Origin of the sequence: Arthrobacter russicus, from assembly GCF_031454135.1 — a bacterium.
GTDB lineage: Bacteria > Actinomycetota > Actinomycetes > Actinomycetales > Micrococcaceae > Renibacterium > Renibacterium russicum.
On the sequence record NZ_JAVDQF010000001.1, the window covers coordinates 263,866 to 290,001 of the forward strand.

Sequence of the window (26,136 nt, forward strand, 5' to 3'; positions counted from 1 at the left end):
CATTGCGTACCCGCCGGGCTAGTGACACCATGAGCCGCATGAGGAGAGTGCATCCATGATGATCCGCACCGAACAGCTCGGCGAGCTGATCCAAGGCGCCGAGGAGATCGAGCCGACCGCGAAAGGACTCAGGCCGCATCGTCTACCGGCTTGGGTCCGAGCTCAGTTTCCGGATCCGCAATTGCTGTTGGTCGAGGCCCAACCCTCGGGTGTTCGGCTGGCGATGAATACCGAGGCGCGGGCCATTGAGCTCAAGATCCATTCCACCCGGGTCGGCTACCTCGGCATGGAACGGGCGCGTGGCGCCGTCGATGTCCTGGTCGACGGCGGGTTCCACGATCGGGGGATACTCGAGGCCGGGGACCTGATCGAGGTCGATCTGGAAAACGGCAGCTCCGGCTTTCGCCCGGGAGCCAGTCAGCTGATCCGTTTCGAAACGTTGCCCGAGGGCAGGAAGCAGGTCGAAATCTGGCTGCCGCACAATGAATCGGTCGAATTGATCGAGCTGCTTGCGGATGCACCGCTGGCCCGTACAGCAGACCATCGACCGGTTTGGTTGCACCACGGCAGTTCGATCAGCCACGGCTCGAACGCCGCCGGTCCCAGCGAGATCTGGCCGGCGATCGCTGCGCACGCCGGCGGCGTCGCGCTCCACAACCTAGGTTTTGGCGGCAGTGCGCTGCTCGACCCGTTCATGGCCCGGGTCATGCGGGACCGTCCAGCCGATCTGATCAGCCTCAAACTCGGCATCAACGTGGTCAATCTCGACGGCATGCGATTGCGCACTTTCGGACCCGCGGTGCACGGTTTCTTGGATACCGTCCGGGACGGGCATCCGGAGACTCCGCTGCTGCTGATCTCCTCGGTCCTGTGCCCGATCCACGAAGACACTCCAGGCCCCGGGGCCTTCGATCCGCGGAGCTTGGGCACCGGGACCGTGAGCTTCATCGCGACTGGCGACCCAGCCGAGGTCGCGTACGGAAAGTTGAATCTGAAGGTCATCCGACGGGAGCTCGCGGCCATCGTCGAACAGCGTGCAGACCCGAATCTGCACTATCTCGATGGGACCGTGCTGTACGGAGAAGCTGACTCGGCAGCGCATCCGCTGCCGGATGCCCTGCATCCGGATACCCGCACGCACCGGATCATCGGCGAACGCTTTGCCGACTTCGCCTTCGGACCGGGCGGACCGTTCAAGGCCTGAGCACCTGGGGTCAACCGCTCTTGCCGGTAGAAGACATCGAATCGCCGGAAGTCAGTTTTTACCTCGGCGGCGCACAACCGCGGGCCGAACTCGAGTGGACAACCCCGGAAGTACCGGGACAGCGCGCCGGGTTCTTCCTCGACGAACTCGGCACCGAGCCGATCGACATCGTAACCATCGATCGCCGCGGGGCGGAACGCCCTGTCCACCTCCGGCCCGAAGCCGAGGAGGCAGAACTCGGCTACATGTTCCTGAATTCCAGGTGGGGGTCCGGCTACGCCATGGAGACCGCGAATCTCAGTCGGTTTTGCCGACGATCAAGGCGAGTCGCCCCTTGACGCCCCTGCCCTCACTGAGCCGATGGGCTTCGGAAATGTCATCGAGCCGGAAGACTTTGTCGACGGACAACCAGAACCGGCCCGATTCGATCAGCTCGCCGATCGTCTCCAGCGAGCGGAACGCATGACCGTCCTCGGATCCACTGCTGAAGTGCACTCCGTATGCCTCGGCGCCCGCGAAATCCGCCAAAGTCAGCACGGCGGCCACATCGCCCGTGAGGCCGATGAGTTCCGGGAGCACTCCATTGCCTGCAACATCGACTGCTGCAACGGGCGCGCCCGCCAAAAGAAGACGGACCTGCTCCAGCATTCCCTCGCCGTAGACCACCGGTTCGGCGCCGAGCAACCGCAGGTAGTTCTGATTCGCGGCGCTTGCCGCGCCGATCACCCGGAGGCCCCGGGCGACCGCCAGCTGCACCAAGGTGCTGCCCACGCCGCCGGATGCACCGTTGACAAACAGGACCCGTCCGGATTGGACATCGAGCCGGTCCAAGGCACGGGTGGCCGTCTCCACAGCGGCCGGGAGCACCGCCGCATCCACGAAGCCCAGCGGCTCCGGAATCCGTGCCCGGACGGTCAACAACGCATACTCCGCTGCGGCCCCGGTGTCGGATGCGCCGAACACGCGGTCACCGACCGCCACGTCGGTCACTCCCGCGCCTAGTTCGTCGACGACGCCCGCGACGTCCCGCCCGGTCATCTGGGGGAGTGGATCGCCGAAGTCGACCGATCCGGATCGGAGCTTCACGTCAGTGCCGCTGATCCCGACCGCCCGGACTGCAATCCGCACCTGGCCCGGTCCAGGATGCGGATCCGGTAGGGCGACGATTTCGAAGACTTCGGGACCGCCGAGGCGGCTGAATTGCGCGGCTTGCATCAGAATTGAACCTTTCGGGTCTGGCGAGTCTCAGGACATCGCCTCATGCGCTGGAACGCTGTCCATGACTTGTTCGAAACTGCCCGCGTTTCGATCAGACACAGCTGGTCATCTGAGGTCGCGGAAGAACTCGGTGAGCTCGCGGGCGAACAACTCGGGCTCTTCGTGCGCAGCAAAGTGGCCGCCCCGGGGCAACTCACGGTAGCTCGTGACGTGATAGATGCGTTCGCACCAGCTCCGAGGCGGCCGGGCCAGGTCGCCAGGGAACAACGCGACCGCGGTCGGAACCTCGACCCGTGCCACCCGCCGCGTCAGTTGCCGGGCATATTCGTAGTACGGCCGCATCGATGTGGAGATCGTATTGGTGAACCAGTACAGCGACGCTTGGGTGAGCAGAAAATCATCGCTGAACCGGGAGGACAGATCCCCACCGCAATCGCTCCAGGCCCGGTATTTCTCCACGAGCCAGGCCAGCAGGCCGGTCGGGGAGTCGGCCAGCCCATAGCTCAACGTGATGGGGCGGGTGCTCTGCTCATGCTGGTAACCGCCTTCCTCAGCAGACCAGGCCGCAACGGCGTCGAGGTAGGCTCGTTCTTCTGCAGTGATGCTGTCGGCGTCGTAAGCGACCGGGCTGGCCACAGCCATCAAGTGGATGCCCAGTACCGCCTCCGGGTGCGCTTCGGCGAGCCGTGAGGTGATCCCTGCGCCCAAGTCGCCGCCCTGTGCCGCATAACGTTCGAAGCCCAGCTCATCATGCATGAGCTGGTGCCAGATCTCGTGCGTCTGCGGCGGCTCGGTCAGCGAGGGACGCTGTGGAGAAAACCCGAAGCCAGGCAGTGAAGGAATGATGACGGTGAAGGCGTCGCTTGCCGAGCCGCCGTATTGCGACGGCGACGCCAACCGGCGCGCGAGGCTGGTCAGTTCGAGAAATGAGCTGGGCCAGCCGTTGGTAAGCACGATCGGCAGGGGAGCGGGGCCCTCGCCGTCGAAGCGGAGGTAATGCACCGGGGTTCCGGCAATGTCGGCCAGATACGAGGGGAGGGCATTGATCTCTGCCTCGTGGACGCGCCAGTCATAGTCGGTGGCCCAATAGGAGACGAGGCGGCGAAGTTCCGCAGCATCCGTGCCGGCTTCCCAGCCGGCCACGGGCCACGGCGTGGGCCAACGGGTATTGCGCAGTCGCGAGCGGAGGTCGGCGAGTTCGGCATCGGAGACGGCGATCGACATGGAAGGCTCCTTTACATCGGGTGATAGGAGGCGGAGCGCAAGGCGTCAATAACGCTTGGCCAAGCCTTTCGAACCGTGCCGAACTCCTTTGTTCAGCGAATCTTTCGGTAGATTTCTTATCTCTGCGGCACCTAGAGATTGCCAAGGCCAAGCCCGAAGCCCGTCATGAAATACGGTACTGCATGACCAACAGGCCAAACGCCCCAACAGCCGGAAGACCATGGTTATTCCGGATTTCGCTCCGGTTGGACTCCGGCGGGGCATCGCTCGGAAGGAAACCCCAGCGCAGGGTTGAGTTTTCAATTTTCCAGATACTCCGTAATGAGAGCGCATATTCCGAACTGTTTGGGCTGTGAAAGCGCCCCGACTAGCTAATTCAGGCCTTGGCTTCTGAGCAGCAGACCCATGCCGCCAAATCCATGCGCGCGCCATTGGTTTTGAGTTCCGGATACTCCCGGGAGGAAGCTCGGTTATCGACTTTGGTAGCCGCACCGGAGACACGCCACCGAAGGGCGCTACGGGCCGGACGGTGCCGGGATTCCGGGATTGAGGTCCACCTTACAGCGAGAGTTGGAATTTTGCCGAAGAGCCTTCTAGTATGGGCTTCATTTTTTGCTTAGTCCGGGCCAGAGTCCCTCTTACCGTTGCCTGCGTGAGCCGAGTTTCTTCAGCAATTTGTTCGTAGCTGAAGTTGTCCAGCTTCCTCAACTGCCAGCAGAGACGTTGCCTTTCGGTCATGCCGTGGTTGATGTGATGGACGACCATGGCTAGCTCTTCCTTGAAAACAATCCAGGACTCCGGTTCGGGAACCAGCCGTGACGGTCTTTCGTCGTGGGACTCAACCGGAAGGTCATGGCTTTTTCGCAATGCATCAACGGCTTTGTTCTTCACGATCCCCATAAGCCAGGACTTCGCCTTCTGCGGATCGCTCAGTTTGTCAATTCCCAGCCAGGCGCTGACGAAGGCCTCCTGAACGATGTCATCCGCGTCGATGCCCGATCTGCCAAGAATTTTGTGAGCTTGGATGAGCGCCTGTTTTTCGTAGTACCTAAAGAACCGCTCGAAGGTCACTTCGTGGTCAAATCGCTGCTCGTCCAGCTGCCCGGCAGTACTCTTCAGGTCGGGGGAGTACCGCGATGCCTGCACTACCGGGGCGCTCTTGCGCGCAACCGCGATGCTCATGCCGGCCCGCCAAACTGCCGGGCCGGAAGGGCAGCATGCGGCGAGCCGATCGTCATATCGGAATGAGAGCTGATGGTGAACGAAATCCTCTGCTCGAGGAACGGGGCGCCGAGAATGAACTCCAACCGGGGAAAGACCCGCTCGCCGACTGCCGCCATGGTCCGATCCGCTGCTGACCCCTGAGCCAGGATAAAAGACGCATGAAGGTTTGGCTCTTTCGCGCTGCCCGATATCCGCAGCCATGCCGCCTCGACACCGTCGATGGTCTCGGCGAGCCGGCTACCCGTCGCAGCTACCTGGCGAAGCACTTCGGCTTCCAAGCTGTAGAAGGAACTTGCCGCAGCGCTTCGCAGCGAGACAGGTTCGGTCAGCGAAGACTGAATCTGCATTGACCGCTCTGGCGTATTCACAACACTCATTTGACGTCCTCGATTCACTCTGTCGACAACTGGTTCAACACTTTCACAAACTTAGTAGCCTGTCTAGCAACTAGATAAACTGGTCAATTGCCTGGTCATCAGTTGGGATGCCGGGTATCAAGATCTATGGGGGTAGATGGGTTTCGATCAGCAAGGCGGGAAAATTTTGGACAAAGGCATGTCTCGGGTAGCGAAGGCGGGCACTAGACCTTCGGGCGGGGGCTATTGGTACCCGGAAGCCCGGAGGCCGTCCAGCGTGGATGTGCTCAACTTGCTGCGCAGCTACCGCGAAAGCGAACAGAAGATGCGTGCGCGCACTCGGTCCTCGATGAAGATGGGCGAGTCGGACCTGATCGCCCTGCGTTTCCTCCTACGCGCCCAGAAAGCCGGGGAAATCGTGTTGCAAAGAGACATCGCGAACCTGCTGAATATCACTTCGGCCTCAACGACATCCCTGGTGGACAGACTGTGTAAAAGCGGACATGTCCGAAGAATTCCACATCCTACCGATCGCCGAGCCGTGGTCGTGGAAGCAACCGTGGAGACCGACCAAGAAGTCAGGGAAACTCTGGGAGTCATGCACGCCAGGATGATCGAGGCCGTCGACTCGCTCAGCGACGAAGACGCCGATACCGTGGCCCGATTTCTCATCCTCCTCAACGATGCCATCCGCGAAGACTGAACAAACCAGCTCAGTGCCAATAGCCTTTTGTCGAAAATTGATCGAGCGCAAGCCGGATTCGGCTCCCGAGCCGACCGTCGCGCCAATGTTTTGCTAGACCTGAACCCGGGAGTCCGAATCCATGCACACCGACATCGCCAAAACGCCGGGACCGGTCAAATCACTCCTGGTCCTGCTGGCGTATCTACTCCTCTCATCGATCGCCGCAGCCATCGGCGTGCTTGCGAACTTCACCAATATCGATGGCTGGTACGCCACGGCGGACAAGGCTCCCTGGTCCCCGCCAAATTGGCTTTTCGGTCCGGTCTGGACCTTCCTCTACATCGCCATGGCCATTGCGGCTTGGCTGGTTTGGCGCAAACTCCGCGGTTTCCGCCCGTTGTTGGGGCTGTACGGAGCCCAGCTGTTGCTCAATGCAGTCTGGAGCCCGCTGTTTTTCGCTTTGTACCCGGCCTTGGGCGCCCCGGCGCTCTGGCTGGCGGCCGTCGTCATCGTGGCGCTGGCGGTTTCTCTGGTCTTCTTGATCCGGGAGTTCTGGGCAATCAATCGCTGGGCAGCTGTCCTCTTGATCCCTTATTTGATCTGGGTGACATTTGCTAGCAGCCTTAACGTTTTCGCCGCCCTTCACAACTAAACTCAACCACTTCATCAGAGGAGGCCAGCCACGGAACAAAGATCAGCGGTACGCAGGGTTCTTGTGACCGGAGCTACCGGTTACATTGGTGGACGATTGGTGCCACGACTGCTCGATGCGGGGTATCGGGTGAGCGTCTACGTCCGCAGTCCGGAAAAACTGAGCGACGTGCCATGGCGCACCGACGTGGAGGTGATCCAAGGCGACTTGGACGATGGACCGCGGCTCGCTGAGGCGCTCAGACGCTGCGATTCGCTCTACTATCTGGCGCATTCGATGGGCTCGGGCGGCGATTTCGAATCGAAAGAACAGCACATGGCCAAGGTGGCCGCGCAGGCCGCCGAACAAGCCGGCCTGTCCAGAATCATTTTTTTGGGTGGATTGCACCCCGAGGGCCTCCAGTTGTCGCGGCACATGCGCTCGCGGGAAAAGGTGGCTCAGGTCTTCTTGGAATCGTCGGTGGACGCGGTGGTGTTTCGGGCCGGTGTGATCATTGGTTCCGGTTCGGCGTCATTCGAAATGATCCGGAATCTCGCCGAACGGCTGCCGGCCATGGTGGCACCATCCTGGGTAAAAAACCTAGTCGAACCGATCGCCATCCGGGATGTGCTCGCCTATCTGGTAGCCGCCGCTGATCTTCCCGGCAAAATCAACCGCGAGTTCGATCTGGGATCAGGCGAGGTCCTGCCCTACGCGGAACTCATGAACCAATACTGCGATGTGGCCCAGCTACCCAGGCGCAAGATTCTGGTCGTTCCCATTCCAGCAAAAAAGCTCGCCGGGCTGTGGGTAGGTTTGGTCACTCCGATTCCGCTGGGCCTGGCCTTGCCGCTGGTGGAGTCCTTGCAGCACGATGCAGTGGCCGGGGAAAACGATATCGACCGATACCTGGCCGAGATAAGGGGAGGACTTCTGAGCTATCGGGAAGCAGTGCAATTGGCCCTGGGCAAGATCTCAGCCGCCGACGTCGAAACCACTTGGGCGAGCGCCACAAACGACGCGCAAGTCGCTGCCCCCCTGCCGAGTGATCCGGAGTGGTCCGGACGCAAGGTCTTCGTCGACGAACGGCGCTTCGAGACGCCGGTAGGCGTTGAGTTCTTGTGGCAGGTCATCGAAGGCATCGGCGGAGACAACGGATGGTATTCGTTGCCCTTGGCCTGGACGTTGCGTGGCTGGATGGACAAAATCAGCGGCGGCAATGGGCTAGTTAGAGGTCGCAGGAATCCGACCCGACTGCGGGTCGGTGAGGCTGTGGACTGGTGGCGGGTCGAGAACATCGAACGCGGCCGCCTGCTCCGTTTGCGTGCGGAACTGCGGTTGCCCGGAGCAGCGTGGTTGGAACTGGAGGCGGTCAAAGGGACGGACGACGGCTCCGAAAACACCTACCGACAACGGGCGATCTTTTTCCCGCGAGGCCTCTCCGGCCGACTTTATTGGTATTCGATTTTGCCCTTCCACGCAGTAATCTTCGCAGCCATGGGCAAAAACATCGCGAAAGCTGCCGCTGAACTGGCAGCGCACCAAACAACTGAACAAATTTGACTTAATGCGATCCTAAGCGCTGAACGCCATATGCGATGCGCTGAGCAGGAGGGAACCCGCAACAAGAGATCCCTGAGGAGGTATCCAACCAAACCAATGCGGAGATATTTCCCTGAGACGTTGGCGCCGGAATACTTTGTAACACTCTTCGTGGGGCCGCTTTTTCACCAGCCTGATGGTAAGCAGCCCCACGAAAGTAATCCCGTCAATCAGTAACAGTAAATGCGAGGGTTATAACCTTTAGAAAAAATGTTGGTTTTCCTCGTGAACGCTAACTTCCCGCCCAAACCAGCCTGGCATTGAAAAGGCCACCTCGTGTTTCGAGCGTAGCTGTTTCACCGGAACTTGAACATCCCTTAATTTCTGGACCGACGGCGTCAGCCCTCGCTCCTAGCTGGTTGGCGCCCCCAACCGGCTGGTTTCCGTTTGCCAAGGGGGAGATGTTCGTCCACTGCGCTCCCTCGGCAGGTTTGATATCGATTCTGGTCCGACTACCCATGCCCAACGGCCCTCCAGAGCTTTTCAGTTGGCCATTCTCCCTGATTCCATAAAACGCTCCGAGCCACGCCCCGTTATGAATTACCAGGTTTGAGAAACACTGGAAATCCGTGCGAGCGTGGAAGACAAAGTTCAAATAGTATCTCCCGGTAAGACCGTGATTGTTGATTGGATCCGCAGGTTCCCAATCATCGTTGTCTTTTTTGATTGCACCAATATGCAAATGAATGAAGTTGCCATAAAATGGTTGAGGCGTATTGTCGACAAACTCCAAAATTGTTCTCATTAGCTCAACCCTAACGCCAGCATCCTTTGCGAGGATAATCGAAGTGCTTGGGCGGCAACGATATTCTTTGGAACCGACCGGGCGATCGCCAGTGGTTATATCATTTGCGACACAAAGCATATCGACAACTCGACCTCGATAAATAATACGACTGAGATCCGGTTCAAATCTCTGTTCCGGGGTACTAGTAACCATAAATCCGGTAAATGGGCGACTGTAATTTGGCTTCGATACGCTTAGTGCAAATTTTTGAATACTTTCACCGTACTTTCCTTTAAGATCAAGAAATTCGCCAAGATTTCCCTTGGCATCTGGTAGCCAGGATGCGGTAATGTCATGAAATGTCTGTGGCTCAAGAGGGCTCGGCAGCGTATCCGGGCGATCGCTGTCTTTGCCAATAAAATAATTCATAATCGCTGAACCGATAGCCTCACCAACTTGTTCAATGAGTAGGCCAATCTCAATCGCTTCTCCGACTACGGGGATAGATAGTGAAATGACGAAGGCGCTCAACCCTACGATGCTTTGTATAAGTTGTTCTTTATTGTCATGTTCTGTCGCATCAAAAATGTTCGCTAGATCGCCGAGTCCCGGGACGTTTCCTGCCAAGGCGACCATCTTGTCGAAGGCGCTCTGATTGGAGCTCAGGGGGCCACTCAACTGTGCCATGTTCAGCGCAAAGTTCACAGCCATATTCTTAGAATCTATATCAGCTCTGAGGCCTCGGAATCTGCCGGTGTTTACCGCGAAATCATAGTTTTGTTCGATCTTGTTTCGAGAAATTTCATTTTTATTGAGTGGACGTTCCGGTACGGGTCGGTTAGCCACATATTCGTCGTATGTGCTCTGTGCTGTGGCTTTCCCCTCATCGATACCTTTTCGGGTGCTCAACGAGCAGCCAGTTACTGCCCGTGGTGATCTAGTGTCCCGTTTTGCCAGACGTGCCGGTCCCTCGATGCATTCTTGCTGTGTCTGGAAAGCTTGACGATCATCTTCCCCTCGTCGATTATCGGCTCCGTTTTCCAGCCGATCAAATCTGACGGAGAGTTCCACATTTGCTCGGGATGCTTGTTCCCATTGAAAAATATACTCGAAACCCTCCTCTCCTTCAGCAATAGGCCTTTTGAGTGCAAAATAGTCGCTTCCTTTATGCTTTTCTTTAAAGGCATCACTATCCAAGCCTTCCAACAAACTCACGGAAGCGGGTATGCCTAAGTCTCTTTTTATTTCCTCCGCGGAACCGGTCACGTCAAAGATCTCAGTTTTTCCAGGAAACGTTACCTCTATAACGGCTCCTGCATGACGATAGTCGTTCGGGTCATTGGTCGTCGCGTATCCTGCAGCAATGCTCTTTCGGTCAGTTGTATAAAATCCCTTCCAATTATCATCTCCATTTCCTTGCGACCCTGAAGCCGGACGTTTTATTCCGTTTGCTATAACCTGATCTATATCGCCGTATTTTAAACCATGATATGCTTTGAAATTGTTTACAATCTGGTGCGGAGGGAAGACCATTGGCTTTACCACGGGCAAATTTGCAGTTCCGCTTGCTGCTATTGCCGGCGCGTATCCCATGGTGCAAACGATTGCAACAACTGTAAAAGGTGCCAGAATACGTTTCAGAAAATTTTTCATCTATCATCCGCTTTCGATTGTTAGCGACCCTACCTTGAAGTTAGGTAAGCCTCACTAAGGCTTACCTAACTTCAGCCGCTTGGCTATGCTTGTTCACATTGTGGACACAGTGGGTCCACAGCGTGAGCGACGAAGTAGGGCTGACGACGGTTGCGAACAGATAAGTAGGGGAGCTTAGAGCGGCAACTTTTCACGCTGCAAATCGAGTTGATCGACTACGACTCGTCTGCGGCTTGGTTCGCTGCCTATTTGGAGCACTTCTTGCTGGGCGGCGAGTCTGGCCGCATCAGCCTTGGCCTGCAGCCCTCGGTACGTAGGGCTGCGCATGAACGTTTTGGCCCTATCGTTGCAAGCCCGAGAGAGCGACGGTGCAGGGGACAGCGCTAAAGCTGCGCCACGCCGTTAATGTGGTCTGGGTTGAGTCCCGGGTGGTCTGTCAGGTAACGGCTCGAAGTGACGCGACGCGATGGCTGACGAGCTTGATGCAGTTGCTGCTGGTGTTTTTGCGCGGCCTATCCGGTTAGGCTCATTCTCGGTGGGGGAGTGTCTTGGCGCGGCATCGGGATCCGTAACTGCCAATTGGCAGGATTTCGGCAATGTGGGCCGGGTCTTCTGTGCTGAGCAAGAGGTTGACGGCACCTGCGTTCTCGGCAATGCGATCGGCGTTTCGGGTGCCGGAAATTGTCACGATATGCTCACCTCGGTGAGCAGCCATGCGAGGGCAAGCTGGGCTGAAGTGACATCCTCGGATTTGGCTAGGGCACCGAGCTGGCGGGTGCTTCGGCCGCGCGCCGACAGGCCGGATCGCTAACTGCTGCTTCATCTAAAAATGACTACTTTACATAATGTGGATTATCGGCACATTTTGTGGGCGTGTAAGGACCTCGAACCGTTCTTACCCGATCAGCGCCGCGTGGACGGCGCTACGCGCTCAGCCGCACAATGACGCACCTTCAATACTCATGCAGAGAAGGCAACCACAGGCAATTTCTTCAGCGAGAAATCCGCAACAAGCTCACGTAAGAATCAGCAGCCAAAGTGGCTCCCGAGGATTGACCGATGACCAGCTCAACGAAATCTCCGGCATTGAGGAAGGAACCTTCCTCAGCCCAGATCGTGATCGTCCCCCAAGGGCGGTCGTGCGTAGGTGAGGCAACGAGATAGCGCTTTTCGACCGTGCCGGCCCGGTTGACGTCCAATCGCGCTTCACGCGCCCCGATTGCTGATCTCGCCCAGTTGGTGCGACCGGTCGGCCGAGAAACCGGTGCATCCAATTCATCAGAAATATCGATTCAGAGCTTCGGAAACAACTGTTGGACAGATTGACTCAGCCGCTGGATGCTGGCTTAAAACCTCCAGTGCATCCGATGCCGTCGGAGCTGAAAGGCAGCCGCCCTGTGAACCACCAACGCATCCGTCCGTTCAATACCAAGGACACATACCCCGAGCAGAACCTGGACAACGATCTTTGCCAAGCCGTCGTGGCCCAGGGCGTCGTCTACCTCCGGGGTCAGATCGGCCAAGACCTGGACACCCGCGAATCGGTGGGCATCGGCGATGTCGCCGCGCAGACCGAACGGGCGATGGCCAATATCGACCTGCTGCTCAAGGAAGCCGGCAGCAGCCTGGACGACATCGTGAAGATCACCGTCTACCTGGTGGACCCGCGTTACCGGGAGCCGGTCTACCGGACGATCGGCAAATGGCTCAAAGGCGTCTTTCCGGTTTCCACCGGAATCGTGGTGCAGGCTTTGGCCCGCCCCGAGTGGTTGGTGGAGATCGATGCCACCGCTGTGCTTTCACCGGAGCCTGCAGCATGACGTTCAGCATCGCGGCGACGGACGGGGCGGGCAGGTTCGGTCTCGCAGTAGCCTCCTCCTCCCCTGCCGTAGCGGCCAGGTGCGCACACCTGCGCGACGGCGTCGGCGTGGTCAGTTCGCAGAACATCACCGATCCGCGCCTCGGCCCTGAGCTGCTCGACCAGATGCAAGCCGGCGCCTCGGCCCGGCAAGCACTCGACGCGGTCGTCCGGGAAACACCCTGGGCGGACTTCCGCCAGCTGGTCGTCCTCGATTCCTCCGGCCGCGGCGCGGCATTCAATGGAACCGGCACCTTGGGCAATTTCGGCGATGCCCGCGGTGCGCACAGCGTGGCTGCCGGCAACATGCTCGCCACTTCCACTCTCCCCCAGGTGCTCTGCGAAACCTTCGAAGCCGCCGGCGGCGAGCTGGAGGAACGCCTGCTCGCCGCCTTGCAGGCTGCCGAATCCGCCGGCGGCGAAGCAGGACCGGTTCATTCGGCCGGAATTTCCGTGGTCTCCGGACACGGTTGGCGCGATACCGATCTGCGCGTCGACTGGCACGAGCAGCCGATCGCCGAACTCGATCGGCTGCTCCGGTTGTGGTTGCCGCAGCGCCAGGACTATGTGGTTCGCGCCTTGGACCCTGCCGCTTCGATCGGTTACGGCGTACCCGGCGATGACCGGTAGTCAGCCGGGGTCCCGGGCCGGGCAGGCCCGGGACCTGCAGCGCGGCCGAGTGCTGTCCGCGGTGGACAGGCAGATCCCGGACTTGGTCCGGTTGTCCGAAACCTTGCATGCCAATCCGGAGCTCGGCTGGCAGGAACACCGGGCTGCAGCTTGGACTGCCGACTATCTCTCGGGACACGGATTCACCGTGCAGCGGGAGTACCTCGGATTCCCGACCGCAATCCGCGCAGTCTTCGGCACCGGCTCCCGACGGGTCGGGCTGATGGCCGAGTACGATGCGCTGCCAGGCCTCGGGCACGCCTGCGGGCACAACATCATCACCGCGATTTCCTGCGGCTCCGCGGTCGCACTTTCCGGATTCGCCGCGGAACGCGATCTGACTGTGGAACTCTACGGCACGCCCGCCGAAGAAGGCGGCGGAGGGAAAATCGAGCTGCTCAACAAAGGTGCTTTCCACGGCTTGGACCTGGCACTGATGGCCCATCCGGCGCCGGTCGACTCGGCCGAAGCCCAGCCGTACGCGGTTTCGCACCATCGCGTGGCGTACCAAGGCAAAGCAGCACACGCCGCGGCCTATCCGGAACAAGGCGTCAACGCCAACGACGCCTTCCTCATCGCCCAGTTGGCCCTGGGTCTGCTTCGCCAGCAGCTTCCCGCCGGCACCCGGGTCCACGGCATCCAGACCCGCGGCGGCGAAGCACCCAACGCGATTCCGGAGCGTACCGAAGGCCGCTGGTACATCCGCGCCGAGACCCTCGACCAACTCGGCGAGCTCGAAGAACGGGTCATCCGTTGCTTCGAGGCCGGAGCCCTGGCGTCCGGCTGCGAGCTGTCGATGACCCCTGAATCGGAGCCCTACTCGGAATTCCGGACCGATCTGCGGGCGTTGGAACTGTATCTGGAGCACGCCGAGTCCCTGGGCCGCAGTTTCGATGCGCCGCCTGAGCAAGCGACCATGAACCGGGCGTCGACCGATATGGGCAACGTCTCCCGAATCGTTCCGGCGATCCATCCGTACATCGGACTCGGCTGCTTTCCCGCGGCCAACCACCAAGCTGAGTTCGCCGCGCACTGCATCGGCGAGCCGGCGAACCGGGCCATCCATGATGGTGCCGTTGCGCTGGCGCTCACGGCACTGGACCGCTTGGCGAAATAGCCCGGCAGGCTTTCCGAGTTCCTCCTTTTCCGAAAGGCCCCCATGACCGAGCCACAGCACCCCGTTACGGCAGGATTCCGACCGGAACGTGACAGCCTCGGCGAGGCCGAGGTACCGGCTGCTGCCTACTGGGGAATCAGCACTTTGCGGGCGATCGACAACTTTCCGGTCAGCGGAAGAACCATCGGCGCGCAACGCTCGCTGGTCTGGGCCCTGGGTGCGGTCAAATTCGCCGCAGCCCGTGCGAACGAGCAAGCGGGCGTGCTGAGCCCGGTCAAGTCAGCGGTGATCCAGGAGGCAGCCCGCGAAGTCATGGACGGCCGTCTGGACGGACAATTCCTGGTCGATGCGATTCAGGGCGGCGCCGGGACCAGCAGCAACATGAATGCCAATGAGGTGATCGCCAATCGCGCGCTCGAATTGCTGGGCCACCGCAAAGGCGACTATGCCCAGTTGCACCCGATCGACGACGTCAATCGCAGCCAATCGACCAACGACGTCTATCCCACGGCAATCAAGATCGCCCTGCACCGGGAAATCGTCGAATTCTGCGCCGAACACGGGAAGCTGGTGGACGCGTTCGACGCCAAAGCCGCAGAGTTTTCCGAGGTGCGCAAGATCGGCCGTACCCAACTGCAGGACGCCGTGCCGATGTCGCTGGGCCAGGAGTTCGGTGCCTTCGCCGAAACCTTGCGTGAAGACGGGAAGCGGCTGCGAGAACTCTTGCCGCATTTGTGCGAAACCAACCTCGGGGCCACCGCCATCGGCACCGGAGTCACCGCTCCCCCGGGCTATCGCAGCGCCGTCATCGAAGCGCTCAACGCGCTTGCTCCGCTGCAGCTCACTCCGGCGGGCAATCTGGTCGAGGCCACGAGCGACACCGGAGTCTTCTTGCTGGTCTCCGGGCTGCTCAAACGAAGCGCGGTCAAACTCTCCAAGATCTGCAATGACCTGCGGTTGCTCTCCTCCGGTCCACAAGCCGGTTTCGCGGAGATTTTCCTGCCCCCGGTTCAGACCGGATCCTCGATCATGCCCGGAAAGGTCAATCCGGTGATCCCGGAAATGGTGAACCAGGTAGCCTTCCGCGTGATCGGCGCCGATGCCACAGTGACCTTCGCAGTGGAAGCCGGCCAGCTCCAACTCAACGCCTTCGAGCCGGTGATCGCCGACGCCTTGTTTGAATCAATCGCCTGGCTCTCGGTCGCCTGCAGGCAGCTTCGGACCCACTGCGTCGCGGGCATTCGGGCGAATACCCGGCTGCTCGAACAACGCTTGGCCGGCTCGGTCAGCGTGGTCACCGGCCTGGCACCGCTGCTCGGGTACGCCATCGCTGCGGAATTGGCGAAAGAGGCATTGGCCACCGATCGCAGCATCACGGATCTGGTCCTAGCCCGCGGGCTTTTGAATCCTTCGGAACTCGAAGCAGCGCTCACGGCAAGCGTCGGGCTCGGCGGCTAACCGCACCCGACGCGCCGGCAATCAGTTGGCCGGTTCCGGAACCAGGGCGTCCAGTTCGTGGTGTGCCAAGTAACCGCGCTGGATCGCGATGTGATCGGCCAGGTACTTCGCATCGTGCCAGACGCCCCAGATGAAACTGGATCCGCGACGCGATTGCCAGGGCAGCCCGAGGAAATAGACCCCGGGTTCGCTGGATACTCCCCGCTGTTGCCTGGGCCTCCCCTGAGCATCGAAGGCATCGACCTGCAACCAACCGTAGTCGACTGCGAACCCAGTCGCCCACACGATCGACGTCACTCCGGCAGCGGACAGATCCAGTTCCTGCAGCGGAGCGGTCAGGCAATCCGGATCCGGACGCACGGACCGGGCTCCGGGTTCTTCCGGAAGATCCAGGCCATTGCGCGCCGCATAGGCGTCGGCTTCGTCGAGCAAGGCTGAATAGCTCGCGTCGCCGGCTGCGATATTGCGCTGCAGGTCCGAATCGAAACCCACGACGCCGGCGTGGAATCCATTGGTCCGGCCGACCAATGTGATGCCGTCCTCGGCGAGTTTTCGGAAGTCCACGGTCTGGCCGCCGTCGGCGCCGCTGACCGCGATGGTCACGTGTTCGGCTCCCGCTTCCGGCGCTGCGGCATCCCATTTCCCCAGTACGCCGAGCCACCAGCAGAAGTCCCGTCCGCGATAACTGCGCGGCGGCCGGTCGTGAGGCCCGACGGACAGGAAGACTTGCCGTCCCGAGCGTTGAATCTCCGCGGCAATCTGCACTCCGGACGACCCAGCACCCACGACCAGAACCGCACCTTCGGGCAATTGCTGCGGATTGCGGTAGTCGCTGGAATGGATCTGGAGAAGGCCGGCGTCGTCGGGAACCAGTTGCGGAATGACCGGGCGCTGGAACGGCCCGGTTGCCGCGACCAGATAGCGTGCGCTGAGTTCCCCGGACGAGGTCGAGACCTGGAATCCCGGGGCGCCGGCTTTCCGCCGCACCGAACGCACCGCTACGCCGCACTGGATCGGCGCCTTGATCTGTTCGGCATAAGCTGCGAAATAGTCCGCAACTTGATCCTTCGACGCGAATTCGCCGGCGGACAACTCCGCGAAACCAAGACCTGGGAACCGGTCATGCCACGCCGGGCCGTTCGCGACCAAAGAGTCCCATCGCATCGACCGCCAGCGTTCGGCGATCCGTTGCTGTTCCAAGACCAGGTGCGGAATCCCCCGGTCCGTCAAATGTTCGCTCATCGCGATCCCGGCCTGCCCGGCACCCACCACGAGGACTTCAACGTCCGGATTCGACATGACGATCTCCTCTTGTTGCGAAGCGCTTGCACCGAATGGGCCGCTGCCGAACCGGGCGGCGAGTTCCGCTTCTTCTACCGATTGCCGGATCCAGTCTTTCGTCTACTCCTGCATCTGCATAGCGAATAAATTTGGTGAATTGCATCCGTTCTTCAGATGCACTCAGTGGCCGGCGCAAAGACGTGAGCTGCATCACGAAAAGCGATGAACTTCTCCAGAAACTACCTGTTGAATCGATTCCCTTCCGTCCTTACGATCGGTGGACCAGCGAAACACAATGAGCGCCGTGGCAATGCGGCTCGGGGCACCCGAAAGCGCCCGCGGACATCGGCAGAAGATGGAAGGCCCGGCAATGGCGCAGGATAAGTTTCAAGTGGAAAAATACTCCACCGACTTCGTTCCGCACGCCGAGCGCTACGGCAAAGCGCGAAATCTTTTTTCGCTGTGGTTCGCGATCAATATGAATATCCTGACCATCGCCACCGGAGCCATCTCGGTCGCGCTCGGCCTGCCGCTGCTGTGGGCCGTGGTCGCGGCCATCATCGGGCATGCCCTCGGGGCCATTTTCATGGGACTGCACTCGGCCCAGGGCCCACTGCTGGGGATTCCGCAAATGATCCAAAGCCGGGCGCAGTTCGGCTATTTCGGTTCGATATTCCCGCTGCTTCTGGTCGTCCTGATGTATATCGGCTACTTCGCAGTCGCCGGGGTGCTGACCGGAAACGCAGTCGCCAGTTGGTTCGGCTGGGATGTCAATATCAGCATCATCCTGATGAACACCCTTGCTGCGGTGATTGCGATCTACGGATACCGATTGCTCCGCGCCTCGGTGACCGTCTTGTCCTGGATCAGCGGCATCGCCTTTCTGGTGCTGACCACCGGTTTGCTGGCCCGCAATGATTTGACCCCGGCCCTGGCACAAGGCGAATTCAGCTGGGGCACCTTTTTGCTCGCGGTAACCCTGGCCGCGACCTGGCAGCTCACCTACGCACCTTACGCCGCCGACTACAGCCGTTACCTTCCGGCCAACACCACCATCCGGGCCTCCTTCTGGTGGGCCTATCTGGGCAGCGCCACCTCGTCGATCTGGATGTTCGCCTTCGGCGCGGCGGCAGCAGCAATGGCTGCGGATTCATTTGCCGGAGGATCCGTATCCTTCGTCGTGGAACAGGCCGGATTCGCGCCCTGGATCTTCCTCCTGGTGATCGGCGCGGGCAATGTGGTGATCATGGGCATCGATGTGTACGGAGCTTTCATGACCACCACGACGATCAGCGGAGCCCTGCGCAATTCCAAAGCGGTCAGCCGGGGCGGCCGGGTGTTCACCATGTCTGCGATCGCGGCTGCAGGCACCGTGCTCGCGATCGCCGGGCGCGGTGACTTCCTGAACAACCTGATGAACTTCATCGTGCTGCTCACCGTGATCCTGGTGCCCTGGACCGCGATCAATCTCGTGGATTTCTACTTGGTGCGCAAAGGCCAGTACGTCTTGGCGGCCATCTACGACCGCAAGGGCCGCTACCGGGGTGTGGACTGGCGTGCGATGACCGCATACGCCATCGGCGTGCTCAGTGAAATCCCGTTCATGAGCACGCCGGTATTCACCGGATGGCTGGTGGAACCGCTGGGCGGCGGCAACATTTCCTGGCTGGTCGGCGTGCTGTTCGCCGGTGGGTCCTACTACTACCTCATGCGCCGCTATCCGAAGCGGCACGGCTACCTGCCGGTGCCGACCAGCCAGGCGGACGATCCAGCAGACCGGAGAGAATCAGCCGCACGCTGAACCGCAGCAGCACACCCGGCTCGGATCTGCGCTCAAACCAGCATGAGGTTCATCAACGCGGTGCCGAGTCGTTCGACCCGCTCGATGTCCAAACGGTAGAGCACAAAATTTCCCTGGCGTTCGACCCTGACCGGGCCGGCCTTTTTCAGCGCCTTCAGGTGCCGGGAAACCACCAATTCCGGCCGACCACGCCTCATTGGCCTCCCGTCCGACCGAGGTCACCGATCTGATCGTGGAAGCGGACACCGAGCTGAGCTGATCCAGCACGGGTCCGATTCGGCCGAGACGAAAACGGACCGCTTGGCCACGTCGAACCCGGAGACCAGATCTCAAGATTCGGTGGCTTCACGTCGGTAAACCGGCTTGCCGCCAGCCAGGGTCAAATCGACTTTGATCTCGCCGAGGTCTGCTGCTTCGACGGCATACGGATCAGTGTCGAGCACCACCAAGTCGGCTGCCCTGCCAAGCCCGACCGAACCGCGTTCGGCATCTTGCCGGTTGGCCCGAGCCGAACCTCGGGTGTAGGCCATGAGGGCGGTGTGGAGCGCGATTGCTTCTCCAGGCAATAGCGGAGCACTTTGCGACCGCGTATCGGCAGCGTGCGGATCGGTACGCGGAGCCGTACGATTTACCGCGGTATGCGCGCCCCAGAGGGGATTGGGGCTGGATACCGGCCAGTCGCTTCCCATGGCGAGCGGGATTCCGGCCCGGTCGAAGGTCTTGAACGCGAAGTGCAGTTGCTGATGCATTTCGTCCAGATACGGCAATTTCGTCTCCACCAATACCGGGTCCTGCCGCGCCCAGAGCGGTTGGATGTTCGCGATCGCCCCGAGCCGAGCGAAACGCTCGATATCCAAGCGGTCGATCAGATCCAGATGAGCGATCTGATGACGGGGTTGCCAGTCCGGTCGGCTCGGCAGATCAAGCGCCGTCAGAGCATCGCGGACCGCTTGATCGCCCACCGCGTGGAGGTGCAGGTCGAACCCCTTTTCATCCAACACCGAGGCGACCCGCCGCAATTCGTCGACCGGAATCATGCTCATGCCGCGTTGCCCCGGATGCCCCCGGTACGGTCGGGTCAACGAGGCGGTGAAGTTTTCACAGACCCCGTCCAACATGATCTTCACTGCCGTGGTCCGAAATCGCCCTGCGGCCCTAGTCCTCCGGTCCAGGAGGCTCTGGATTTGGCCCAGGCCTTCGTCAATCTGCCACCACAGTGCACCGGTTACGGCAGCCGTGAGCAAGCCGTCTGCTTCGAGGGCGAGATAGTGCTCGAATGGGTCCGGTGTGCCAAGCGCCTGGCCGACGGCAGCGTCTTGCCAAGAAGTAATCCCGAAGGAGTGCAGGGTGTCCTGCGCGCACAGCAGCGCGCTTCTGAGGTGAGCGTCGGCTGGTGCTGGGATCAGCGACGAAACCAGATCGGCAGCGCTCTCCAGCAACATTCCGCTAGCCCTGCCAGCGCCGTCCCGGACAATTCGTCCGCCCTCCGGGTCGGCCGTTTCCGCAGTGATTCCGGCACGCCGCAAAGCTTCGGTATTCACCCACGCGCTGTGCGCATCGTGACTCATCAAGAACACCGGCCGGTCGGCCACGAGTTCGTCTAGCAAATCACGGTTTGGAAAGCCGCCGTCGAAGACGTCGCCGTACCAACCAGCACCGGTGATCCATTCGTGCTGCGGGTGCCGATGAGCGAAATCCACGATCAATCCGACGTAGTCCTTGAGACTGTGCGTTGTGCTGAGATCGCAGGAAAGCAGCTGCAGACCGGCGGTGAGGGGATGCACGTGGGCATCTTGAAACCCGGGAAACAGCGCGCGTCCGGCCAGATCCACGACTTCCGTGCCGGGTCCCCGCCAGTCCAGTGCGTCCGGCCCAACGGCCACGATCCGGCCCCCGGCCACCGCTACTGCTTCCGCTAGTGGGCGCACTGGATCCATGGTGTGCACCGCGCCGCCACTGAAAATCCATTCCGCATAGGTCATCCGACAACCTCCGGACTCAGCCGAATTGGATCCACGTGGTTTTCGGTGCGGTGTAATTGTCGAAAGCATGCAATGAAAGATCCCGGCCGAAACCGGATTGCTTGAACCCGCCGAATGGAGTGGTGTTGCCCAATGCGTCTACGGTGTTCACCGAGACCGTACCGGCCACCAGTTCGCCCGCCACCCGATGCGCACGGCGGAGGTCTGAAGTCCACACGGACGCGGCCAGACCGTAATCCGTCGCGTTGGCCAGGGCCACGGCTTCGGTCTCGGTGTCGAACGGGTGAAGTACCGCAACCGGTCCGAAAATCTCGTCCCGATGCACATCGTGTTCCGCAGCCAAACCAGCCAAGAGGGTCGGCTCCAGGTAAGCGTCCGAGCCGCAGATGGTTTTCCGGCCGCCGCCGAACAGCACCTCGCCGTCCTGCCGGCCCCGGGTTATCCAGGCCGCGACGTCGTCGGTGTGCGCGCTGCTGATCAGGGCGCCGTTGCCCGCCGCATCGGCCAGCGGATCCTCGGGGGCGAAGGCTTCGGCTGCCTGCTGCAACAGCGTCGCGAACTCTTCGTAGACCGGACGCTGGACCAGGATCCTCGAGTTCGCCGAACACACCTGGCCTTGGTTGTAAAAGGCGCCGAAAGCAGCCTTCCCGGCAGCCGCGGCCAGATCGCCGGTATCGGCGAAGACCAGATTCGAGCTCTTGCCTCCGGCTTCCAAGCCGAGCCGCTTGAGATTGCTGGCTCCCGAGGCGGCCAGCAAGGTCCGGGAAACCGCCGTCGAACCGGTGAAGGCCAGCGCATCGACGTCCATATGCCGGGCCAATGCCGCACCGACCTCCCGCCCGGAACCGGTCACGATATTCAGCACCCCGTCCGGCAGGCCCGCCTCAGCAGCCAATTCGGCCAGTTTCAGCACGCTCAATGAGGTCTGTTCGGCCGGCTTGAGCACTACGGCATTGCCGGCAGCCAGCGCCGGGGCGAGTTTCCACACCGCGATTTCCAGCGGGAAGTTCCAGGGCACGATGGCGGCGACCACCCCCAACGGTTCTTTGGTCACCATAGCCACCGCTCCCGGCGGCACAGCCGGCAGTTCCCCGTGGAGTTTGTCCGCCGCCTCCGCATACCAGCGCACCGTGGAAATCGCTCCGGGGACGTCGACTGTGCGGGTCTGCCGGATCGGCTTTCCGGAATCCAACGATTCCAACAACGCCAGTTCGTCGAAGTCCCGTTCCATCAAATCCGCCAAGGCCAAGAGCACCGCCTTGCGCGCCAACGCACCTCGGCGGGCCCAGGGCATCCAGGTCCGGCGGGCAGCCGCTACCGCAGTATCCACGTCATCGGCCGAGCAGCTTGCCAGTTCCGCGAGCATTTCGCCGTTCACCGGACTCGTGATCGCGCGCGGCGCCTCCGAACCGGCGAACCGCCGACCGGCGATGAAGGCCCTGCCGTCGATCGACAAGGCCGCAGCCCGGCGATGCCAATCCGACGTGTCGTGGTGTGGATCTCGGTTCATCCTGGCTCCTGTGCTCGGGCTTCGACGGCTTCGGCTATCGGGACGGCTGAAGAATTCTCACCATCCGACTCTTTACGTGCTCCTTGTGATCTGACTAACATCAGATTCATGATGGAACAGTTGTACCATCAAAAACCAACATCGGGAAGTACTATGACTCTGCAGCCAACCATTCAGCCCGACCCGGGCCAGCACCCGCTCGAGCAGCTTTCGGCCGAGGAAATCGTCGTCAGCCGCAAGCTGCTGGCAGCTTTCGGACTGGTTTCGGACCACACGCGGTTTGCCTATCTGGGCATTGTCGAGCCGCCGAAGAACGAACTGTATGGCGACTCCGACGGCGTCGTGCCGAACCGCGTGGTCCGGGCCATGCTTTGGAACCCCGGCGCTGCCGCCTCGCTCGACGTCCAGCTCTCGCTCACCGAACAGAAGCTGGTTTCCCAACGCGAGCTCGATCCGGCGGTGGACGGCCAGCTGCCGGTCATGGTCGAGGAGTTCGACCTGATTGAAACCGTGCTCCAGGCCGACCCGCAATGGGTTGCCGCCCTGGCATCCCGGGGGCTCAAACCCGACCAAGTCCGGGTTGCGCCCCTGTCTGCCGGGGTCTTCGAGTATCCCGATGAGTCCGGGAAACGGCTGCTCCGCGGCCTGGGCTTCCGCCAAGACCATGCCCAAGACCACGCCTGGGCACACCCGATCGACGGGCTCGTGGCGTTCGTCGACATCGAGAACCGCTGCGTCAACCACCTGCTCGACGACGGCCCGGTGCCGGTGCCGGAGATCAACGGCAACTTCACCGACCCGGCGGTTTGCGGCGAGCTGCGGACCGACCTCAAGCCGATCGAGATCAGCCAGCCGGAGGGGTCGAGCTTCACGATGGAAGGCAATCTGCTCTCCTGGCTCGGCTGGGATCTGCGCATCGGATTCGACGCCCGTGAAGGATTGGTGCTGCATCAACTGCATTTCAACCACGACGGACGCCGGCGGCCGGTGATCCACCGGGCCTCGATCTCCGAAATGGTGGTCCCCTACGGCGACCCGGCGCCGTATCGCAATTGGCAGAACTACTTCGACTCGGGCGAGTACCTGGTCGGCCGGGCAGCCAACTCGCTCGAACTCGGCTGCGATTGCCTGGGCGAAATCACCTACCTCTCCCCCGTCGTCGCGGACGACTTCGGGAACCCGCGCGCTATTCCCAACGGGATCTGCATCCATGAGGAAGACGCCGGAATCCTCTGGAAGCACACCGATGATTGGGCCGGCTCCAGCGAAGTTCGCCGCAATCGCCGGCTAGTGGTCTCCTTTTTCACCACGGTCGGCAACTATGACTACGGCTTCTACTGGTACCTGTACTTGGACGGCGTCGTCGAGTTCGAGGCGAAGGCCACCGGCATCGTCTTCACCGCGGCGCTTCCAGAAAAGGATTACCCCTTCGCCACCGAAGTGGCGCCGGGCTTGGGGGCCCCGGTCCACCAACACCTTTTCAACGCCCGGCTCGACATGTTCATCGACGGACCGAAGAACCGGGTCGAAGAACTCGATTTGGTGAGATTGCCCAAAAGCCCGGGCAATCCGCACGGCAATGCTTTCACCCGGCAGAGCACGATCCTGGCCCGGGAATCGACGGCGATCCGGGACGCCGACGGCAGCAAGGGCCGGGTGTGGCAGATCAGCAACCCGGACTCGCTCAATTACCTCGGCCGGCCCGTCGGCTATACGCTCTATCCCGAAAACAACCCGACTCTCGCCATGGCGGACGATTCTTCGATCGCGGCCCGTGCCGCGTTCGCCCAGCACCACCTCTGGGTGACCCGTCACGCTGCAGAAGAGCGCTATGCGGCCGGCGACTTCGTCAACCAACACCCGGGAGGGGCCGGGCTGCCGGCTTATGCCGCCCAGGACCGGGACATCGACGGCCAGGACATCGTGGTCTGGCACAGCTTCGGCCTGACGCATTTTCCGCGCCCCGAAGACTGGCCGATCATGCCGGTGGACACTACGGGGTTCACCTTGAAACCACACGGCTTCTTCGATGCCAATCCCACACTGAACATACCGCCTTCGGCTTCCGGGCACTGCGCGAGCCCGGAAGCCGGGCCGTCCGGCGGCAAGGAATGCTGCGGGCATTGAGCACCCGCTCCGGTGGTAGCATCCATTCGACGCTGTCCATCCATCGAGTGAGGCAAGGAATCCAGTGCCCAGACTGGTCGACCACGAAGAACGCCGCCGGTCCATCATCGAAACCACGTGGCGGCTGATCGCCGAGGAAGGCATCGACAATACCAGCATGCGGGACATCGCCCGGGAGTGCGGCTACGCGGCCCCAGGCGTCTTGAGCTACTACTTCCCGAACAAGGACGCCTTGCTGTTGGCCGCGTACCAGCTGATCTGCCAGCGCACCGATGAACGGATCGCCGCGGCGGCGCAAGGCCGCCGCGGCCTCGGCGCGCTGCGCCGCATGTGCCTGGAAATCATCCCGGCGAATCCGCTGACCGTGGTGGAGGGCCGGGTAGCGGTGGCATTCTGGCAACGCGCGCAGACGGAGGCCGGGTTGCGCACAGTGGGGCGCAATACCCTGCTTGCCTGGCGCAGCCTGATGCTGGGCTATCTCGCCCAAGCGGAGTACGACGGCGAATCCCCGGCGCATTCCGACCCGGAGGCCGTGGTCGACGAACTCCTGAACATCATGATCGGACTGCACATCACCTCGATGTTGGATCCGGAGGAGACGTCCGGATCCCGGCAGCGGCATCTGCTTGAGCGAGCGCTGGGCCGGCTCGGCCTCGAATAGGCTCAGCGCCGGAAGCCGCCTGAGCCCGCCCGCGGGCAGCCACCTGTTGGCGTACCGCATGCGCCACGGCGCGGAGCCTGGCCGTGGTCCGTTGCGTCTGCGGATGCGCCAAGACGGTCCGCAGCACCGGGACCGGGCCTTGGACTGCGACCGTCGCCACCCTGCCGCCGTCATAGGTCAGGCCATGTTGCGGCCGCTGGTGCAAAATCGAATAGCCGTGGCCGTTGGCCACGAAAGCGCGGACCGTTTCGTAGCTCGCGGAACGGAATCGGACCTCGGGTTCAATACCGGCCTGACGCAGGATCGACAGCATCAACTCCCGGCTGTGCGGCAAATCCAAAAGCACGAACGGTTCATCGGAGAGTTCCGCCAAAGCCACCTCGGCGCGACCCGCCAGACGATGTTCCGGTGGCAACACCAGGTGCGGGAGCGACTCGTCCACTGCGGTCACCGAGAGCCCTTCGCGCAGACCGAGGTCGTAGCAGAGGGCCAGATCCGCTTGGCCGCTGAGCAACGCTGCGGAGCAGCCCGCGGCATCCGCCTCGGTGACTTCGACCAGCAGATCCGGGTGTTCCAGATGCAGCCGGCCCAATAGGCCCGGCAGGAGGAATGGCGCCAAGGTGCTGAAACACACCAACCGCACGCGTCCGGAAATGCTCTGCTGCTCGCCTCGGGCATGATCGAGCGCTTCTTCGAGCTGCGCCAGAATCGCCTGTGCATCACGGAGGAACATTTCGCCGGCCGGCGTCAACACCAGCCCTTTCGAACGCTGCCTGATGAAGAACTGCGAACCGATCCGGCGCTCCAAATGCGACACGGCGGCAGACACTGCCGATTGGGCGACGTTCAAACGCTCTGCGGCACCGGTCATCGACAGCCGCCCTGCGGCCTCCACGAAATACCGCATCTGGGTCAGTGTGATGTCCATTGAGCCAGCTTAGGCCAAGGCATCGATTGTTTCGATATCAATTAAGATTTCACAACTGATAACCAGATGGCATGGGACAGCCGAGCGGCTCGTCCGGGCCGCCCCGAGAAGCTGGATCTTCCCATAGAATTGCCAGCTATTTTGCGGTTCAGAATCCTTGACAGTGCTGGATTTCGACGTAGATTGTCTATAACTTAAGCGGTTTAGCTCACTTAAGCGT

The 26,136-nt window shown here is 61.3% G+C and carries 21 protein-coding genes; 11 read left to right on the top strand and 10 right to left on the bottom strand.

The features are described 5' to 3' along the window. The first annotated feature begins 55 nt into the window (after positions 1 to 55). Positions 56 to 1,204, top strand: a complete 1,149-nt coding sequence (locus tag JOE69_RS01210; RefSeq protein ID WP_309795383.1) for a GDSL-type esterase/lipase family protein — start codon at positions 56 to 58, stop codon at positions 1,202 to 1,204. A gap of 297 nt (positions 1,205 to 1,501) precedes the next feature. Here JOE69_RS01210 and JOE69_RS01215 read toward each other — a convergent pair whose 3' ends face one another. The 4 genes from JOE69_RS01215 to JOE69_RS01230 all read right to left on the bottom strand — a co-directional run bounded on the left by JOE69_RS01215 (position 1,502) and on the right by JOE69_RS01230 (position 5,247). Beyond that, positions 1,502 to 2,419, bottom strand: a complete 918-nt coding sequence (locus JOE69_RS01215; protein WP_309795385.1) for an NADP-dependent oxidoreductase — start codon at positions 2,417 to 2,419, stop codon at positions 1,502 to 1,504. A 108-nt stretch (positions 2,420 to 2,527) separates the two neighbouring features. Further along, positions 2,528 to 3,646, bottom strand: coding sequence for an epoxide hydrolase family protein (locus JOE69_RS01220; RefSeq protein ID WP_309795387.1), 1,119 nt, complete (start codon positions 3,644 to 3,646; stop codon positions 2,528 to 2,530). 558 nt (positions 3,647 to 4,204) lie between these two features. Beyond that, a complete protein-coding gene (locus JOE69_RS01225; RefSeq protein ID WP_309795388.1) occupies positions 4,205 to 4,828 on the bottom strand; it encodes an RNA polymerase sigma factor in 624 nt (207 codons plus the stop codon). Next, positions 4,825 to 5,247 carry a hypothetical protein gene (locus tag JOE69_RS01230; RefSeq protein ID WP_309795390.1) on the bottom strand — a complete coding sequence of 141 codons (423 nt, stop codon included), beginning with the start codon at positions 5,245 to 5,247 and terminating at the stop codon, positions 4,825 to 4,827. The genes JOE69_RS01225 and JOE69_RS01230 overlap by 4 nt, the downstream gene beginning before the upstream one ends. Before the next feature lie 136 nt (positions 5,248 to 5,383). Between JOE69_RS01230 and JOE69_RS01235 the strand changes: the two genes are divergently transcribed. From JOE69_RS01235 to JOE69_RS01245, 3 genes are all read left to right on the top strand, one after another. Next, entirely contained in the window at positions 5,384 to 5,929 is a 546-nt protein-coding gene (locus JOE69_RS01235; RefSeq protein ID WP_309795393.1) for a MarR family winged helix-turn-helix transcriptional regulator, read from the top strand. 121 nt (positions 5,930 to 6,050) lie between these two features. Then, on the top strand, positions 6,051 to 6,563 hold the full coding sequence (locus JOE69_RS01240) for a TspO/MBR family protein (protein WP_309795395.1): 513 nt from the start codon (positions 6,051 to 6,053) through the stop codon (positions 6,561 to 6,563). 99 nt (positions 6,564 to 6,662) lie between these two features. Beyond that, a complete protein-coding gene (locus JOE69_RS01245; protein WP_309795397.1) occupies positions 6,663 to 8,105 on the top strand; it encodes an SDR family oxidoreductase in 1,443 nt (480 codons plus the stop codon). A gap of 271 nt (positions 8,106 to 8,376) precedes the next feature. On the opposite strand, the gene JOE69_RS01250 is transcribed toward JOE69_RS01245, so the two are convergent. Beyond that, complete coding sequence (locus tag JOE69_RS01250) at positions 8,377 to 10,524, bottom strand: hypothetical protein (protein ID WP_309795399.1); 2,148 nt, start codon at positions 10,522 to 10,524, stop codon at positions 8,377 to 8,379. Between the two features lie 1,397 nt (positions 10,525 to 11,921). Here JOE69_RS01250 and JOE69_RS01255 point away from each other — a divergent pair. Genes JOE69_RS01255 through JOE69_RS01270 form a run of 4 tightly spaced genes read left to right on the top strand, consistent with a single transcriptional unit; the run spans position 11,922 to position 15,626 of the window. Beyond that, the gene (locus JOE69_RS01255; protein ID WP_309795401.1) at positions 11,922 to 12,344 is read left to right on the top strand and encodes a RidA family protein; all 423 of its coding nucleotides are present in this window, start codon (positions 11,922 to 11,924) and stop codon (positions 12,342 to 12,344) included. After that, entirely contained in the window at positions 12,341 to 13,012 is a 672-nt protein-coding gene (locus JOE69_RS01260) for a DUF1028 domain-containing protein (protein WP_309795403.1), read from the top strand. Before JOE69_RS01255 ends, JOE69_RS01260 begins: the two co-directional genes overlap by 4 nt. Then, a complete protein-coding gene (locus tag JOE69_RS01265) occupies positions 13,002 to 14,168 on the top strand; it encodes a M20 family metallopeptidase (RefSeq protein ID WP_309795405.1) in 1,167 nt (388 codons plus the stop codon). The genes JOE69_RS01260 and JOE69_RS01265 overlap by 11 nt, the downstream gene beginning before the upstream one ends. Before the next feature lie 42 nt (positions 14,169 to 14,210). After that, positions 14,211 to 15,626, top strand: a complete 1,416-nt coding sequence (locus JOE69_RS01270; RefSeq protein WP_309795407.1) for an aspartate ammonia-lyase — start codon at positions 14,211 to 14,213, stop codon at positions 15,624 to 15,626. 21 nt (positions 15,627 to 15,647) lie between these two features. Here the strand turns inward: JOE69_RS01270 and JOE69_RS01275 are convergent, their stop codons facing one another. Further along, complete coding sequence (locus JOE69_RS01275; protein WP_309795409.1) at positions 15,648 to 16,925, bottom strand: flavin-containing monooxygenase; 1,278 nt, start codon at positions 16,923 to 16,925, stop codon at positions 15,648 to 15,650. A gap of 352 nt (positions 16,926 to 17,277) precedes the next feature. Here JOE69_RS01275 and JOE69_RS01280 point away from each other — a divergent pair, with 352 nt between their 5' ends. Next, positions 17,278 to 18,708, top strand: coding sequence for a purine-cytosine permease family protein (locus tag JOE69_RS01280; protein ID WP_309795411.1), 1,431 nt, complete (start codon positions 17,278 to 17,280; stop codon positions 18,706 to 18,708). Positions 18,709 to 18,740: 32 nt separating this feature from the next. On the opposite strand, the gene JOE69_RS01285 is transcribed toward JOE69_RS01280, so the two are convergent. The 3 genes from JOE69_RS01285 to JOE69_RS01295 form a co-directional block, all read right to left on the bottom strand. Beyond that, on the bottom strand, positions 18,741 to 18,905 hold the full coding sequence (locus tag JOE69_RS01285; protein WP_309795412.1) for an ArsR/SmtB family transcription factor: 165 nt from the start codon (positions 18,903 to 18,905) through the stop codon (positions 18,741 to 18,743). Positions 18,906 to 19,037: 132 nt separating this feature from the next. Then, positions 19,038 to 20,690 (bottom strand): amidohydrolase, encoded by a 1,653-nt coding sequence (locus tag JOE69_RS01290; RefSeq protein ID WP_309795413.1) that lies wholly within the window; start codon positions 20,688 to 20,690, stop codon positions 19,038 to 19,040. Positions 20,691 to 20,706: 16 nt separating this feature from the next. Further along, positions 20,707 to 22,200 carry an aldehyde dehydrogenase family protein gene (locus tag JOE69_RS01295; RefSeq protein WP_309795415.1) on the bottom strand — a complete coding sequence of 498 codons (1,494 nt, stop codon included), beginning with the start codon at positions 22,198 to 22,200 and terminating at the stop codon, positions 20,707 to 20,709. Between the two features lie 153 nt (positions 22,201 to 22,353). Here JOE69_RS01295 and JOE69_RS01300 point away from each other — a divergent pair, with 153 nt between their 5' ends. Then, a complete protein-coding gene (locus JOE69_RS01300) occupies positions 22,354 to 24,327 on the top strand; it encodes a primary-amine oxidase (RefSeq protein WP_309795417.1) in 1,974 nt (657 codons plus the stop codon). Positions 24,328 to 24,391: 64 nt separating this feature from the next. After that, the gene (locus JOE69_RS01305) at positions 24,392 to 24,988 is read left to right on the top strand and encodes a TetR/AcrR family transcriptional regulator (protein WP_309795419.1); all 597 of its coding nucleotides are present in this window, start codon (positions 24,392 to 24,394) and stop codon (positions 24,986 to 24,988) included. Here the strand turns inward: JOE69_RS01305 and JOE69_RS01310 are convergent. After that, positions 24,900 to 25,916: a LysR substrate-binding domain-containing protein gene (locus JOE69_RS01310; protein ID WP_309795421.1), complete on the bottom strand. Its 1,017-nt coding sequence runs from the start codon at positions 25,914 to 25,916 to the stop codon at positions 24,900 to 24,902. The genes JOE69_RS01305 and JOE69_RS01310 overlap by 89 nt on opposite strands. Between the last annotated feature and the right edge of the window lie 220 nt (positions 25,917 to 26,136).